Origin of the sequence: Nonomuraea corallina (assembly GCF_027620315.1) — a bacterium.
GTDB lineage: Bacteria > Actinomycetota > Actinomycetes > Streptosporangiales > Streptosporangiaceae > Nonomuraea > Nonomuraea corallina.
Genome location: NZ_JAPNNL010000059.1, coordinates 1 through 13,122, shown reverse-complemented (window position 1 = coordinate 13,122; position 13,122 = coordinate 1). Strand labels below are relative to the sequence as shown.

Annotated in this window: 15 protein-coding genes; 8 read left to right on the top strand and 7 right to left on the bottom strand. The window is 71.9% G+C overall.

Features of this window, described 5'->3' with window-relative positions; genetic code table 11:
* Positions 1-85 precede the first annotated feature (85 nt).
* Genes OUY22_RS16840 through OUY22_RS16825 form a run of 4 tightly spaced genes read left to right on the top strand, consistent with a single transcriptional unit; the run spans position 86 to position 3,030 of the window.
* Positions 86-1,000, top strand: a complete 915-nt coding sequence (locus OUY22_RS16840; protein ID WP_270155928.1) for a metal ABC transporter substrate-binding protein — start codon at positions 86-88, stop codon at positions 998-1,000.
* A complete protein-coding gene (locus OUY22_RS16835; RefSeq protein WP_270155927.1) occupies positions 993-1,769 on the top strand; it encodes a metal ABC transporter ATP-binding protein in 777 nt (258 codons plus the stop codon). Before OUY22_RS16840 ends, OUY22_RS16835 begins: the two co-directional genes overlap by 8 nt.
* The gene (locus OUY22_RS16830) at positions 1,766-2,644 is read left to right on the top strand and encodes a metal ABC transporter permease (RefSeq protein WP_270155926.1); all 879 of its coding nucleotides are present in this window, start codon (positions 1,766-1,768) and stop codon (positions 2,642-2,644) included. The genes OUY22_RS16835 and OUY22_RS16830 overlap by 4 nt, the downstream gene beginning before the upstream one ends.
* Complete coding sequence (locus OUY22_RS16825) at positions 2,641-3,030, top strand: Fur family transcriptional regulator (RefSeq protein ID WP_270155925.1); 390 nt, start codon at positions 2,641-2,643, stop codon at positions 3,028-3,030. Before OUY22_RS16830 ends, OUY22_RS16825 begins: the two co-directional genes overlap by 4 nt.
* Here the strand turns inward: OUY22_RS16825 and OUY22_RS16820 are convergent.
* Positions 2,970-3,866 carry a DMT family transporter gene (locus tag OUY22_RS16820; RefSeq protein WP_270155924.1) on the bottom strand — a complete coding sequence of 299 codons (897 nt, stop codon included), beginning with the start codon at positions 3,864-3,866 and terminating at the stop codon, positions 2,970-2,972. The genes OUY22_RS16825 and OUY22_RS16820 overlap by 61 nt on opposite strands.
* A 91-nt stretch (positions 3,867-3,957) precedes the next feature.
* On the opposite strand from OUY22_RS16820, the gene OUY22_RS16815 reads away from it, so the two are divergent.
* Entirely contained in the window at positions 3,958-4,506 is a 549-nt protein-coding gene (locus tag OUY22_RS16815; RefSeq protein ID WP_270155923.1) for a CGNR zinc finger domain-containing protein, read from the top strand.
* On the opposite strand, the gene OUY22_RS16810 is transcribed toward OUY22_RS16815, so the two are convergent.
* The 3 genes from OUY22_RS16810 to recO are packed head-to-tail and all read right to left on the bottom strand — an operon-like array spanning position 4,482 to position 6,502.
* Complete coding sequence (locus OUY22_RS16810; protein WP_270155922.1) at positions 4,482-4,967, bottom strand: potassium channel family protein; 486 nt, start codon at positions 4,965-4,967, stop codon at positions 4,482-4,484. The genes OUY22_RS16815 and OUY22_RS16810 overlap by 25 nt on opposite strands.
* Positions 4,968-4,997: 30 nt before the next feature.
* Positions 4,998-5,771 (bottom strand): isoprenyl transferase, encoded by a 774-nt coding sequence (locus tag OUY22_RS16805; protein WP_270155921.1) that lies wholly within the window; start codon positions 5,769-5,771, stop codon positions 4,998-5,000.
* Positions 5,768-6,502, bottom strand: coding sequence for a DNA repair protein RecO (gene recO / locus OUY22_RS16800; protein WP_270155920.1), 735 nt, complete (start codon positions 6,500-6,502; stop codon positions 5,768-5,770). Before recO ends, OUY22_RS16805 begins: the two co-directional genes overlap by 4 nt.
* 149 nt (positions 6,503-6,651) lie before the next feature.
* On the opposite strand from recO, the gene OUY22_RS16795 reads away from it, so the two are divergent.
* The 3 genes from OUY22_RS16795 to OUY22_RS16785 all read left to right on the top strand — a co-directional run bounded on the left by OUY22_RS16795 (position 6,652) and on the right by OUY22_RS16785 (position 9,844).
* Positions 6,652-8,199 carry a CDP-alcohol phosphatidyltransferase family protein gene (locus OUY22_RS16795; RefSeq protein WP_270155919.1) on the top strand — a complete coding sequence of 516 codons (1,548 nt, stop codon included), beginning with the start codon at positions 6,652-6,654 and terminating at the stop codon, positions 8,197-8,199.
* A complete protein-coding gene (locus OUY22_RS16790; RefSeq protein WP_270155918.1) occupies positions 8,196-8,915 on the top strand; it encodes a DUF5941 domain-containing protein in 720 nt (239 codons plus the stop codon). The genes OUY22_RS16795 and OUY22_RS16790 overlap by 4 nt, the downstream gene beginning before the upstream one ends.
* 203 nt (positions 8,916-9,118) lie before the next feature.
* Positions 9,119-9,844, top strand: a complete 726-nt coding sequence (locus OUY22_RS16785) for a neutral zinc metallopeptidase (protein ID WP_270155917.1) — start codon at positions 9,119-9,121, stop codon at positions 9,842-9,844.
* On the opposite strand, the gene OUY22_RS16780 is transcribed toward OUY22_RS16785, so the two are convergent.
* The 3 genes from OUY22_RS16780 to OUY22_RS16770 are packed head-to-tail and all read right to left on the bottom strand — an operon-like array spanning position 9,841 to position 13,114.
* Entirely contained in the window at positions 9,841-11,076 is a 1,236-nt protein-coding gene (locus tag OUY22_RS16780) for an ROK family transcriptional regulator (protein WP_270155916.1), read from the bottom strand. The genes OUY22_RS16785 and OUY22_RS16780 overlap by 4 nt on opposite strands.
* 35 nt (positions 11,077-11,111) lie before the next feature.
* Positions 11,112-12,374: a sugar ABC transporter permease gene (locus OUY22_RS16775; RefSeq protein WP_270155915.1), complete on the bottom strand. Its 1,263-nt coding sequence runs from the start codon at positions 12,372-12,374 to the stop codon at positions 11,112-11,114.
* A complete protein-coding gene (locus tag OUY22_RS16770; RefSeq protein ID WP_270155948.1) occupies positions 12,371-13,114 on the bottom strand; it encodes an ATP-binding cassette domain-containing protein in 744 nt (247 codons plus the stop codon). The genes OUY22_RS16775 and OUY22_RS16770 overlap by 4 nt, the downstream gene beginning before the upstream one ends.
* Positions 13,115-13,122: the final 8 nt, after the last annotated feature.

Here is a 13,122-nt window from a genome sequence, read left to right as displayed (position 1 = left end):
ACCGTCCGGCATCCCAACCCAGCGATTTTGACAACCATTTTCATTTCCCGGCATACTGACTCACATGATGTCAGGACATCGCCGCATGAGTCTCGCCGGGACACTCGCAGGCGCGTTGCTGCTGGCCACGGCCGCGTGCGGCGCCGACGCCGGGACCGGCGCGGCCCATGAAGGGACCCCGCGCGTGGTCGCCGCCTTCTACCCGCTGCAGTGGCTCACCGAGCAGATCGGCGGCCCCGACGTCGAGGTGACGAGCCTGACCACTCCCGGTGTCGAGCCGCACGACCTGGAGCTCGGCGCCCACCAGATGGCCCAGCTGGAGGACGCGGCGCTCACCGTCTACATCAAGGGCGTCCAGCCCGCCGTGGACGAGGCCGTCTCCCCCGACACGGCGTTCGACGCCGCCACCGCCGTCACCACCCTCCCGGTGGGCGGGCACGACGAGCACGCCCACGACGAGGGCGAGGAAGGCCACGACCACGAGGTCTCCTACGACCCCCACCTGTGGCTCGACCCGTCCCGGTTCGCCACCGTCGCCACCCGGCTGGGCGAGCGGCTGGCCGCCGCGGACCCCGCGCACGCGCAGGCGTACAAGGAGCGCGCCGCCGCCACCGCCGCCTCGCTCACCGCGCTGGACCAGGAGTTCGCCCAGGGCCTGACCACGTGTTCGACGCGCGCCATGGTCACCGCGCACGGCGCGTTCGGCTACCTCGCCGACCGCTACAAGCTGAAGCAGGTGGGCATCACGCTCGACCCCGAGTCCGAGCCCTCCCCCGCCCGGCTGGCCGAGGTCGCCGAGCTGGCCAAGCGCGACCAGGTGACCACGATCTTCACCGAGAAGCTGGTCAGCCCCAAGGTGGCCGAGGTGCTGGCGGGCGAGGTCGGCGCCAGGACCGCGGTGCTCGACCCGCTGGAGAGCGCGCCTTCCGGGGATTACGTGTCCGCGATGCGCGACAATCTGAAGACGTTGCAGACGGCGTTGGGGTGCACGCATGGGTGAGACCGCTTTCGCGATGACCGGCGGGCGGGTCACGCTCGACGGGCGGCCCGTGCTGGCGGGCGTCGACCTGACCATCCACGAGGGCGACGTCGTGGCCGTCATGGGCGCCAACGGCTCGGGCAAGTCGACGCTGGTGCGCGCGCTGCTCGGGCTCACGCCGCTGTCCGGCGGCTCGACCCTGCTGTACGGCGTCCCGCCCGCGCGCTTCCGCCAGTGGTGGCGCATCGGCTACGTGCCGCAGCGCCTGGCGGTCGGCGGCGGCGTGCCCGCCACGGTCCGCGAGGTCGTCGCCTCCGGCCGGATCGCGCGCCGGCGCAGGCTGCGCCGCACCAGCGCCGCCGACCGGGAGGCGGTGGACCGCGCCCTGGACGCGGTGGGGCTGTCCGACCGGACCGGCGACTCGGCGCAGGCGCTCTCCGGCGGCCAGCAGCAGCGGGTGCTCATCGCCCGCGCGCTGGCCGGCGAGCCCGACGCCTACGTGATGGACGAGCCGACCGCCGGCGTGGACGCCGAGACGCAGCGGCTGCTCGCCGACACGCTCACCCGGCTGGTGGCCGACGGCAAGACCGTCGTCCTGGTGGCCCACGAGCTGGGCCCGCTGGAGCCGCTCATCACCCGCGGCGTGGTGATCCGCGAGGGCCGCGTCGCCCACGACGGGCCGCCGCCGCAGCCGGAGGGCGAGTGCGCCAAGCCGGGGCACCAGCACGTCCATCCGCACGCCGCCGAGGCCGTGGCGGGACCGCTGCGCGGCTGGCAGGGAGAGGCATGATCGACCTGAGCCTGCTCGACAAGCAGTTCTTCCAGCTCGCGCTGGTCGCGGCGCTGCTGGTGGGGCTCTGCGCCCCCGCCGTGGGCACCTTCATCGTGCAGCGGCGGCTGGCGCTGCTCGGCGACGGCATCGGCCACGTGGCGCTGACCGGCGTCGCGCTCGGCTTCCTGACCGGCACCGCGCCGGTGCTGACGGCCGTCGCGGTGGCGGTCGCCGGCGCCCTCGCCATCGAGCTGGTCAGGGCGCGCGGCCGTACGAGCGGCGACGTGGCGCTGGCGCTGCTGTTCTACGGCGGCATCGCGGGCGGCGTCATGCTCATGGGCATCGCGCCCGGCGGCAGCAACGCCAAGCTCAACTCCTATCTGTTCGGCGCCATCGCCAGCGTCACGGTCGAGGACATCTGGGTCATCGGCGGGCTGGCCGTGCTGGTGCTGGGAGTGGTCGCGGTCTTCGGCAGGGAACTGTTCGTGCTCTGCCAGGACGAGGAGATGGCCAGGGCCAGCGGGCTGCCGGTGCGCTTCCTCAGCATGCTGGTCGCGGTCACCGCCGCGCTGACCGTGGTCATCGCCATGCGGGTGGTCGGCCTGCTGCTGGTGAGCGCGCTCATGGTCATCCCGGTGGCGACCAGCCAGCAGCTCACCAGGGGGTTCCGCTCGACGATGCTGCTGGCCATGGTGTTCGGCGTGGTGGCCTCCCTGGGGGGGCTGCTGGCCTCGACCGCGTCCACGCGGGTGCCGCCGGGGGCCGCCATCGTCCTGCTCGCTCTGGCCGGCTTCGCCCTGGCTCTCGTTGTCGGTAGATTCGTACGCCGAGGCCGATCCCAGGAGTCGAGAGTGAGCCAGGCAGGCAACGTCCGCGTCAAGGAGGTCCTATGAGCTCCCGGCGTGACGCCGTCCATGACACCCTCCGGCAGAGCGAGGGGTTCCGCAGCGCTCAGGACGTCTACGCCGAGATGCGCCAGACCGGCGCGAAGATCGGGCTGACCACCGTCTACCGCGCGCTGCAGGCGCTGGCCGACCACGGCAAGGTCGACGTGCTGCGCAACGACGACGGCGAGTCGGTCTACCGCGCGTGCGCCACCGGCGAGCACCACCACCATCTGGTCTGCCGCCGCTGCGGCCACACCGTCGAGGTGGCGGGTCCCGACGTGGAGCGCTGGGCCGAGACCGTCGGCGCCGAGCACGGCTTCACCGAGGTCACTCACACCGTCGAGGTCTTCGGCACCTGCTCGTCCTGCTCCACGCCGGTGGGAGCGGGCTGACCCCGGCGCGACCCCCACAGCACGCCGAGCACGACCACCGCGCACCCGGCCAGTTGCAGAGCCGACGGCCGCTCGCCGAGCAGGACCGCCGACAGGCCGACCGTCGTCATCGGCTGGATGAGCAGCAGCAGCGCGGTCAGCGCGGCGGGCTGGCGGGGCAGCGAGTAGGTGATGAGCGACCAGCCGAGCACCTGCGGGCCGAGCGCGAGCACCAGCAGCCAGCCGTGCTGGGGCCAGCTCGGGGTGAGGTCGGCGCCGCCGAAGAGCGGGCTGAGCGCCACCATGGCGAGCGTGGCCACCACGGTGGCGTGCGCGAGCGGGGCCGCCGAGCGGTCGGAGGCGCTCTTCATGATCAGCAGGAAGGCCGCGTACGAGAGCGAGGTCGCGATGCCGGTGACCACGCCGAGCACGGGGTCGGCGCCGTACGCGGCCTGGTCGAACACGCCGGAGATGAGCACGACCCCGCCGAACACCACGGGGGTGGCCAGCATCAGGGCGCGCGACGGCCGCTCACGGAAGAGCGCCCAGGCGGCGAAGGCCACGATGAACACCTGGAGGTTGCCCAGCACGGTGGCCAGGCCCGCCCCGACGTAGGCGATGGAGTGGTGCCAGAACAGCAGGTCGAGCGCGAAGAGCAGGCCGGCGAGCCAGGCGAGGAGCCGCGGCCTGCCCCGGAAGGGCCCGCGCCGGCGGCGTTCCAGCCAGGCCAGCATGATCATGGGCGGGATCGCGTACGCGCACCGGAAGATCGCCGAGGTGGCCGGCTCCACGTCGGCGAGCCGCACGAGCGGCGCGGAGGTGGAAATGATCAAGGCGCCGGCGATCGCGATCAACACGATACGGCGATGTGAACTCATCGAGAAACCCAGGCCCCCGTGGGAGAGATACGCTGCGACCACGCTAGAACCGGCCCCGACAGGAGTCAACATGCCGTTTGGCCATGACATGCAGCATTCCCTGGGCACCGTTGTCGACCTCGTCAACACCTCCCCCTCCACCGGCGGTGAAGACCGGCTCTCCAGTCTGCCCGAGCTGCAATCCTTCGTCGAGGCGCGGGAGGTCAGCGGTCTGGGCGGGCTCACGGCGCGCGACCTCGGCCAGGTGCGGATGGTGCGGGAGGCGTTCTACCGCGTGTTCACCGCGGCCGACCAGCCGACGGCGGTCCGCCTGCTCAACGGGCTGCTCTCCGAGACGCGCATCACGCCCCGGCTGACCGAGCACGACGGCCACCCCCTGCACGTCCACTACTTCGCCCCCGACGCCACGCTCGCCGAGCACCTGGCCGCCGACTGCGGCGTGGCCCTGGCCCACCTGCTGGTGGAGGGCGAATGGGAGCGGCTGCGCACCTGCGCCGCCCCCGACTGCGACCACGTGTTCGTCGACGAGTCCCGCAACCGCAGCCGCGTCTACTGCGACAGCCGCACCTGCGGCAACCGCATGCACGTGGCCGCCTACCGCGCCCGCCGCCGGGCCTGAGCGCCCTTGAGCCTGCCCGACAGCAGGGTCGCGGCGGTGGCCAGCACGACCACGTTGAACGCCATCTGCACCAGCACCAGCGCCCTGGCCACCTGCCCCTGCGCGTGCACGTCGCCGAAGCCGACCGTCGCCAGCGTGGAGACCGCGAAGTAGAGCGCGTCGGTCCTGGTCTCCAGGCCGACGAACTCGTCCTCCCGCCAGATGGCCACCCAGTAGTCGGCCAGCGCGAACAGCACCACGCCCAGCACGGTGACCAGCGCCAGGCGGGCCGTGGTGAGCCCGCCCTGGTCGCCCGCCGACTCGCGCCTGACCTCCCTGACCACGCTCCACCCCACCAGGGCGATCCCCGCGAGCACCGCGACCGTCCGCAGCACCTGCACCCACAGGCGCGGGTCGGGCTGCACGGGCACCACGTAGTAGGCCCCGATGATCAGGACGGTCTGCCAGGCCAGTCGCCGCATGCGGGAAAGAGTGCCCAGCTCAGAGGCCGGTTAGACCGGGTTGGGCAGGGCTCCGCCGTAGCGCCTGTCGCGCTTGGCGTAGATCTCGCACGCCTCCCACAGGTCCCTGCGGTCGAAGTCGGGCCAGAGCCGGTCGAGGAACACCATCTCGGCGTAGGCCGACTGCCACAGCAGGAAGTTGGAGAAGCGCTGCTCACCCGACGAGCGCACGAACAGGTCGACCGGCGGGATGTCGGGCTCGTCGAGGTAGCGGGCGAAGACCTTCTCGTTGACCTTCGACGCCTTGACCCGGCCCGCCCTGAGGTCCTCGGCCAGCTTGAGCGCCGCGTCGACGATCTCGGCCTGGCCGCCGTAGTTGACGCAGAACTGCAACGTCAGCCTGCCGTTGGCGCGGGTCATCTCCTCGGCGGAGCGCAGCTCGTCGATGACGCTCTTCCACAGCCGGCCCGGCCGGCCCGCCCAGCGCACCCGCACCCCCATCGCGTGCAGCTCGTCGCGCCGGCGGCGGATCACGTCGCGGTTGAAGCCCATGAGGAAGCGCACCTCGTCGGGCGAGCGCTTCCAGTTCTCCGTCGAGAACGCGTAGGCGCTCAGGTAGGGGATGCCCAGCTCCAGAGCGCCCTCGATGACGTCGAACAGCGAGGACTCGCCCGCCTTGTGGCCTTCGGTGCGGGGCAGCCCGCGGGCCTTGGCCCACCGGCCGTTGCCGTCCATGACGATGGCCACGTGGCGGGGCACCAGCTCGCCCGGGATCGGCGGCGGGGTCGCGCCTGACGGGTGCGGGGTCGGCGGGCGGACGTTCACACGGGCTCCCTTTCTACGTGGCGCAGCGAGCGTATCCCGTGTTCGAGGTGCCATTGCAGGTAGGCGGCGACCAGGCCGCTGCACTCGCTGCGGTGGCGGGCCTGCGAGGCGTCGGCCGTCGCCCAGTCGCCGCGCAGCAGCGCCGTCATCAGGCCGATCGTCTCCCCCGCGGGCACCGCCGCGCCGGCGGGCCGGCACGCCCCGCACACCACGCCGCCCGCCACGATGGCGAACGCCCGGATCGCGGGCGCGCGGCACTTGGCGCACGCCTCCAGCGCGGGCGCGTAACCGGCCACGGCCAGCGAGCGCAGGAAGTAGGCGTCGAGCACCAGGCGGGGCTCGTGACCGCCCTCGGCGAGCGTGCGCAGCCCGCCCACCAGCAGCAGGAACTGCCGCAGCGCCGGCTCCTTCTCGCCGTGGGTCAGCCGGTCGGCGGTCTCCAGCATCGCGGTGCCGGCGGTGTAGCGCGGGTAGTCGCTCGCCAGCGCCTCCCCGTACGGCCTGATCGTCTCCGCCTGGGTGACCACGTCGAGCGTGCGGCCGGTGTGGAGCTGCAGGTCCACGTGGGTGAACGGCTCCAGCCGGGCGCCGAAGCGCGAGGTCGTGCGGCGCACTCCCTTGGCGACCGCCCGGACCTTGCCGGTGCGCTTGGCCAGGACCGTGACGATGCGATCGGCCTCACCGAGCTTCTGCGTGCGCAACACCACGCCCTCGTCACGGTAGAGACTCACCCGCCCATCCTATGGCCGTATCAAGATGACGACACTTCGGCTTGCACCCAAGGTGGTGTGACGCGACTTTCCGCAACCGTCACTAGACTTTGACGCCTGATCCAGATTGCCCGCTGTTCCAACCCCCGTCACCGCCTCGAAAGGTAGTCATGACCCGCGTGGTCCTGCTGGGCTCCTCGCCCGGCCCCGACACCGCTCCGACCGGCTTGAGGCTCGCCGCGCTCCCCGGCAATCCCACCGTCGCGGAGCGGCTGCGCAGCCAGGTCCAGTCCATGGACCCGAGGCCCGCCACGATCGATTCCGGCGACGTGGCCGCCGCCCTGCGCTCCCTTGCGGAGGTCGCGGAGTCCGCGACCGAACCCCTGTTCATCATCCCGGAGAACTCGGTCGTCCACGACGAGCTGATCTACCAGATCACCAAGACCAAGCGCGGCGCGCTGGTCCTCGTCGCCAAGGAGCCGCGTCCGGTGACCGAAGAGGGCGAGGAGGCGGACGAGGGTTCCGACTCGCAGGACGAGCAGCTCAACGGATACGTGCCCATCGCGGAGGCCGAGCCCGAGATCGGGCTCAACCGCCTGGAGGGCCTGCCCGTCCGCTCCCGCATCGGCAAGACGAGGGTCATCTCGGTCGGCACCGCCACCCACGCCGTGACCAGGCCCAACGCGGTGCTGCTCGGCCCTGTCCACCTCAGCGCGCGCAACGCTCCGGTCCTCGCCGAGACCTGCCGCGAGCTGGCCGAGATGGCCTCCGCCTTCGGCCCGGACGACGACCTGGTCCAGATCATCGTCTTCGGCCTGGTGCGCAAGGGCGTGTCGGTCGGCATCCGGGGCCGCCGCGACCTGTTCTACCGCCGCGTCGGCTCCCAGGAGGAGGCCAACGAGGCCGCCGTGGAGATGTCCGGCTTCGACGAGGACCGGGCCCGGCTCAACAACGCGGTCAAGGGCGCCGACGGCTTCTTCACCACCTACTTCGTCTCCACCTACTCCCGGTTCATCGCCCGGTGGGCCGCCCGGCGGGGGCTGACGCCCAACCAGGTGACGCTCATCTCGATCGCGCTCGGGGTGGCCGCCGCCGTCTGCTTCGCCACCGGGCAGCGGCCGTGGATGGTCGCCGGCGGGCTGCTGATCTACTTCGCCTTCGTGTTCGACTGCGTCGACGGTCAGGTGGCCCGCTACGCCCGCAAGTTCGGGGTGCTGGGGGCGTGGCTCGACGCCACGTTCGACCGGTTCAAGGAGTACGTGGTCTTCGCCGGCCTGGCGGTGGGCTGGGTCGTCGCGGGCCACGGCGGCGACGACATCTGGATCTTCGCGCTGGCCGCCCTCGGCCTGCAGTCGGTGCGTCACCTGCTCGATTTCTCCTTCGGCATCTCCACCCGGCGCAAGCCGCCCGCCAAGCTGCCGACGCTGCCGCTCGACGCCCCCGACGACCGCGACCTGCGCCTGGCCCTGGAGCGCCGCAAGGTCGAGACCAGCCGGGGCGTCCGCCGCCTGCTCAAGATGTGGGGCAAGGCCGGCAAGTACCGCGCGGTCCACTGGGCGCGTAAAATGATCGTGTTTCCCATCGGCGAGCGGTTCGCGGCGATCGCGATCACCGCTGCGCTCTTCGACGCCCGCATTACCTTCCTCACGCTGGTGATCTGGGGCACCGTCGCCGCCGTTTACACACTCACCGGACGCCTCATGAGGTCGCTCGCATGATCACTCAGCCGCAGGCCGCCGCCACCCCCACGCCGGACCCCGACGAGGAGCGCCGGCGCATCCAGACCGCCCGCCTGCTCGCCTACCGCGACGACGGTCCCCTCGTCCACGTGCTGGCCGCCCGGCTCGGCAAGGGGCTGCCGCCGGTTCCCGCCACTCTGGCCGCGCTGCTCGCCGTCATCGCCGTCACGGTGACCGGCCTCGTCCAGCCGGGCTTCACGATGCTGGTGCCGTCGCTGATCCTGCTGCTGCTGGTGCTGCCGACCGCGCCGCGCGACCACCTGGGCCGCTTCGACTGGCTCACCCCGCCGCTGCTGCGCGCCGCCGAGTTCCTCACGATCATCGTCGTCGGTCTCGCCGCGGACGCGCCGAAGTGGCTGCTGTTCGTGCTGGTGTACGTGGTCGGTTACCACACCTACGACACCGTCTACCGCACCCGCCAGAGCATCTGGCCGCCGGCCTGGGTGTTCTACGCCGGGCTCGGCTGGGAGCTGCGGCTGCTCATCATCGGCGCGGGTGCCGCGCTGGGGCTGATCACGCCGGTGCTGGCGGTGCTGACGGCCTACCTGTTCGTGCTGTTCGCCGTCGAGAGCGTGACGAGCTGGGTCCGCCTGGACAAGGCGTCGGCCCAGGCCGCCTCCGACGCCGAACAGGACCTGGAGCAGTCGCCGGAGGACGCGCTGGAGCAGGCCACCGGCGAGGCCGAGAAGGCCTGACCTCGCGCCTCGCCGGAGCGGACCACCGGCGAGACCAACCCGGAAGGGGGGGGGGGGGGGGGGCCCCCCCGCCCGGGGCTCCAGGAACGCTGTGAGATCGCCGCGACAGCCTGGTTTACACCAACAAATCACCACGAACTCGTCTAGTATCCGCGATCGTGCGTATTCCTCTTGTCCTAGCGGCTGCCTGCATGATCGCGGGCGTGGGCCTGACGGGTACGGCCGAGGCCGCGAGCACCTCCGCGGCCACGGCCCTGCCGGCCGTCCTCACCAAGAACAAGATCTACCGATCGGGCACCGCGGCCCCCATGTCCTGCCCGGCTCCGGAGATCCGGTCCGGCAGCGCCGCTTCCGTCAAGAGGTTCCAGCAGGCGCTGGCCCGATGCGCCAACCGCTTCTGGGCCACCCGGTTCAAGGCGGCCGGCCTGCGGTACACCCCGCCCCGGCTGCAGATCACCACCGGCAGCCGCTCGGTCTGCGGGAAGATCAACGCCAACGGCGCGCAGTACTGCCCGGAGCAGCGCACGGTCGTGATCCGGATCACCAAGCGCGATCTGCGGGACCAGATCATGATGAACCTCGCGCACTCGGTGGCGCACGAGTGGGGCCACCACGTCCAGGAGCTCACCGGCATCCTCGACGCGCAGAACACGCTCTACTGGCGTTCCGGCAGGACCCAGCGCGCGGCGCTCAGCCGCCGGCTGGAGATGCAGGCCGAGTGCTTGTCCGGCGTCTTCTACCGGTCCGCGCTCGACTCGCTCCCCTCGGAGATCACCTGGTCGCAGTGGATCGACGCGGTGGGCCAGAGCCGCGAGAGCAAGATCCACGGCAAGCCGCGCAACCTCGCCTACTGGCAGGACCGCGGCTACGACGCCGGTTCGGCCCGCGCCTGCAACACCTGGACGGCGCCGAACTCCCGGGTCTCCTAACCGCCCGCCCGGGCCAGGACCTCCAGCGGGTCCGCGAGAACGTGGGCGAAGGCCAGCTCGGCCGCGCCCACGAGCGTCGCGTCGTCGGCCAGCGCCGAGGTGCGCAGCCGCACCCGCTCGCGCTGCGGCGCCATGGCGTGCAGGGTGAGCTGGCTGCGCACCCGCGCCGCCGAGCCGAGATAGATCTCCCTGAGCATGCCGCCGAAGATGATCATCTCCGGGTTGAAGATGTTGATCAGGTTGGCGACGCCCAGGCCGAGCCAGTCGCCGACCCCCTTGAGCGCCTTCTGGGCCACGATGTCGCCCCGGTCGGCGGCGTCCACCACGGCGCGCACCGCCTCACGGCCGTGCCTGCCCCGGTGGACCTCGCCGTTCCGCACGGCCTGGGCGCGGCCGGCCGCCTCCAGCAGCGCCCGCTCCCCCACCTCGGCCTCCAGGCAGCCGTGCGAGCCGCAGCCGCAGGCCCGGCCGCCAGGGTTGACGACCATGTGGCCGACCTCGCCGCCGTAGCCGTCGTGACCGCCCAGCAGGTGGCCTCCGGCGATGATGCCGCCGCCGATGCCGACGTCGCCGTGCAGGTAGACGAGGTCCTTGACGGACGCGCCCACGCCGCGGCTGTGCTCGGCCAGCGCGCCCAGGTTGGCGTCGTTGCCCACGCTCACCGGCAGGCCGAGGCCGAGCCTGCGGCCCAGTTCCTCGCCGAAGGGCACCTCCCGCCCCTGCGTCATCAGGTTGGGGCCGAAGGTGATGACGCCATCGCCCTTGCGCACCCCGCCGGACACCGCCGCGGCGGCGCCCACGCACACGGTGTCGGGCCGGGTCTTGCGGCGCATCTGCCGGACGAAGGCGGCCAGCACCCCCACCAGCTCCCCCAGCTGGAACGGGCCGCGCCGGCGCGGCAGCTCACGCCGGTCGAGGATCACCCCGCCCAGCCCGACGCGCGCCGCCGCCAGCCGGTCGGGGCCCACGTCGAACGCGAACACGTACACCCGCGACGACTCGGGGCGGACCACGAGGGAGGGCCGCCCGGCCCGCCCCGTCTCGCGGGGCAGTTCCTCGCGCACCAGCCCGGCCGCCGTCAGGTCGGAGGTGAGCGCCATGATGGTGCTGCGGTTGAGCCCCATCCGGGAGGTGAGCTCCGCCCGCGAGATCGGCCCGCCCAGATGGACATGGCGCAGCAGTGCGCCCAGGTTGTGACGCCTGATGTCCTCCTGGGACGGACCGGCACGCATCGTCTGTGGTTCCTTCAGCGGGTGAAAGTCGCTGATCACCTTAGACCAGCGGCGGCGGCCCGTTTGCGCGCGATGGCGTCCACGCCCGCGGCGAGCAGCAGCACGGACCCGGTGACGAGATATTTCACACTGGACCCGTACCCCATCAGGGCCATCCCGTTCTCGATCACCGCCACCACGGCGCCGCCCAGGACGGCGTCCAGCACCCGTCCCTTGCCGCCGAACAGGCTGGTGCCGCCGATGACGGCCGCGCCCACCGCGTACAGCAGCACGGAGCTGCCGCCGGTGTTCGGGTCGACGGAGCTGGCCCGCGAGGCGGCGATGATGCCGCCGACCGCCGCCATGGAGGAGCAGATGACGAACGCGGCGACCTTGATCCGGTCGACCGGGATGCCGGCCCTGCGGGCCGCCTCCGCGTTCCCGCCGACCGCGTAGACGTGCCGGCCGAACGCGGTACGCCGCAGCACGAACGTCCACAGCACCAGCAGCACCAGGATCAGCGGCACCACGATCGGCACCCCGGTCAGCGAGGTGAGCAGCGGGTTGCGGCTGCGCTCCAGGTTGAGCACGTACACCGCGAGCCCGCCGATGAGCACGAGCGTCCCGACCCGGGCGGCGATCAGCGACATCGGGTCGGCGACCAGGCCGCGCGCGGCGCGCTTCCTGGCCCGGTAGAGCTGGATGCCCGCGTAGATCGCCACGCAGGCCGCGAACAGGGTCCAGCCGAGCCACGGCGGCAGGTTCCTGGTGGCGATCGCGACGATCACCTCGTCCCTGATCGAGATGTTCTTGCCCTCGTCCACCAGCACCAGGACCAGGCCCTGGAAGGCGAGGAAGGCGGCCAGCGTCACCACGAACGACGGGATGCCGACCTTGGCCACCAGCCCGCCGAGCGCCGTGCCGATGACCACGCCGGTGAGGATCGCGGCCAGCACGCAGACATACCAGGGCAGGCCCATGTTGGTCAGCGTCACCGCGAGCACCGCCGCGCAGACCCCGCTGGCGAACCCGGCCGACAGGTCGATCTCGCCGATGAGCAGCACGAACACCAGGCCCATCGCGATCACCGTGATGGCGGCGCCCTGGGTGAACAGGTTGGCGAAGTTGATCGCGCTGAGGAAGGACGGCCGGGCGATGGCGAACACCGTGCAGAGCACGATCAGGCCGAGCACCGCGGGCATCGCGCCCATGTCGCCGCCGCGCACCCGCTCAAGGTAGGCCCGCGCGCTGTGCCCGATCGACGGCGCCTTCGCCGCGGTGGCGATCGCGTCTCCGGGGAGTTCCTTGACCTTGTTCATTGCTTGATCCCCAGGTCTCCGCTGCGGCCGGATGTGATCAGTTCGACGACCTGCGCGTGGGTCACGTCGGCGGTGCGGACCTGGGCGGCCATCCTGCCGAGGTAGAGGGCCGCGATCCTGTCGGACACCGCGAACACGTCGTTCATGTTGTGCGAGATGAGCACGACGGCCAGGCCCTTGTCGGCGAGCGTGCGCACCAGTTCGAGCACCTGCGCGGTCTGGGCGACGCCCAGCGCCGCCGTGGGCTCGTCGAGGATGACGACCTTGCTGTTCCACAGCACGGCCTTGGCGATGGCGACGGTCTGGCGCTGGCCGCCGGACAGGCTGGAGACCTGCTGCCTGATCGACTTGACCGTGCGGACCGACAGCCCGGTCAGCGTCTCCTGGGCCAGTTCCTCCATCGCGGCCTCGTCCAGCATGATGCCGCGGCGGCGTTCCCGGCCCAGGAACATGTTCTGGACGATGTCGAGGTTGTCGCAGAGGGCGAGGTCCTGATAGACGATCTCGATGCCCAGCGCGGCGGCGTCGCGCGGGCCGTGCACCTGCACCGGCCGGCCGTCGAACAGCAGCTCGCCCTCGTCGATCGGGTAGATGCCGCCGATGCACTTGACCAGCGTGGACTTGCCGGCGCCGTTGTCGCCGACCAGCGCGGTCACCTCACCGGCGTGGGCGGAGAAGGCCACGTCATGCAGGACTTGCACCGGGCCGAAGCTCTTGTCGATCCCGCGTACTTCGAGCAGGGGGGTCA

Bases quoted from the DNA above. Each gene is read 5' to 3' on its own strand.
- OUY22_RS16815 (WP_270155923.1), top strand. From the start codon at position 3,958: ATGCCGTTTGGCCATGACATGCAGCATTCCCTGGGCACCGTTGTCGAC.
- OUY22_RS16835 (WP_270155927.1), top strand. From the start codon at position 993: ATGGGTGAGACCGCTTTCGCGATGACCGGCGGGCGGGTCACGCTCGAC.
- OUY22_RS16810 (WP_270155922.1), bottom strand. From the start codon at position 4,967: ATGCGGCGACTGGCCTGGCAGACCGTCCTGATCATCGGGGCCTACTAC.
- OUY22_RS16830 (WP_270155926.1), top strand. From the start codon at position 1,766: ATGATCGACCTGAGCCTGCTCGACAAGCAGTTCTTCCAGCTCGCGCTG.
- OUY22_RS16840 (WP_270155928.1), top strand. From the start codon at position 86: ATGAGTCTCGCCGGGACACTCGCAGGCGCGTTGCTGCTGGCCACGGCC.
- OUY22_RS16790 (WP_270155918.1), top strand. From the start codon at position 8,196: ATGATCACTCAGCCGCAGGCCGCCGCCACCCCCACGCCGGACCCCGAC.
- OUY22_RS16795 (WP_270155919.1), top strand. From the start codon at position 6,652: ATGACCCGCGTGGTCCTGCTGGGCTCCTCGCCCGGCCCCGACACCGCT.
- OUY22_RS16775 (WP_270155915.1), bottom strand. From the start codon at position 12,374: ATGAACAAGGTCAAGGAACTCCCCGGAGACGCGATCGCCACCGCGGCG.
- OUY22_RS16825 (WP_270155925.1), top strand. From the start codon at position 2,641: ATGAGCTCCCGGCGTGACGCCGTCCATGACACCCTCCGGCAGAGCGAG.
- OUY22_RS16780 (WP_270155916.1), bottom strand. From the start codon at position 11,076: ATGCGTGCCGGTCCGTCCCAGGAGGACATCAGGCGTCACAACCTGGGC.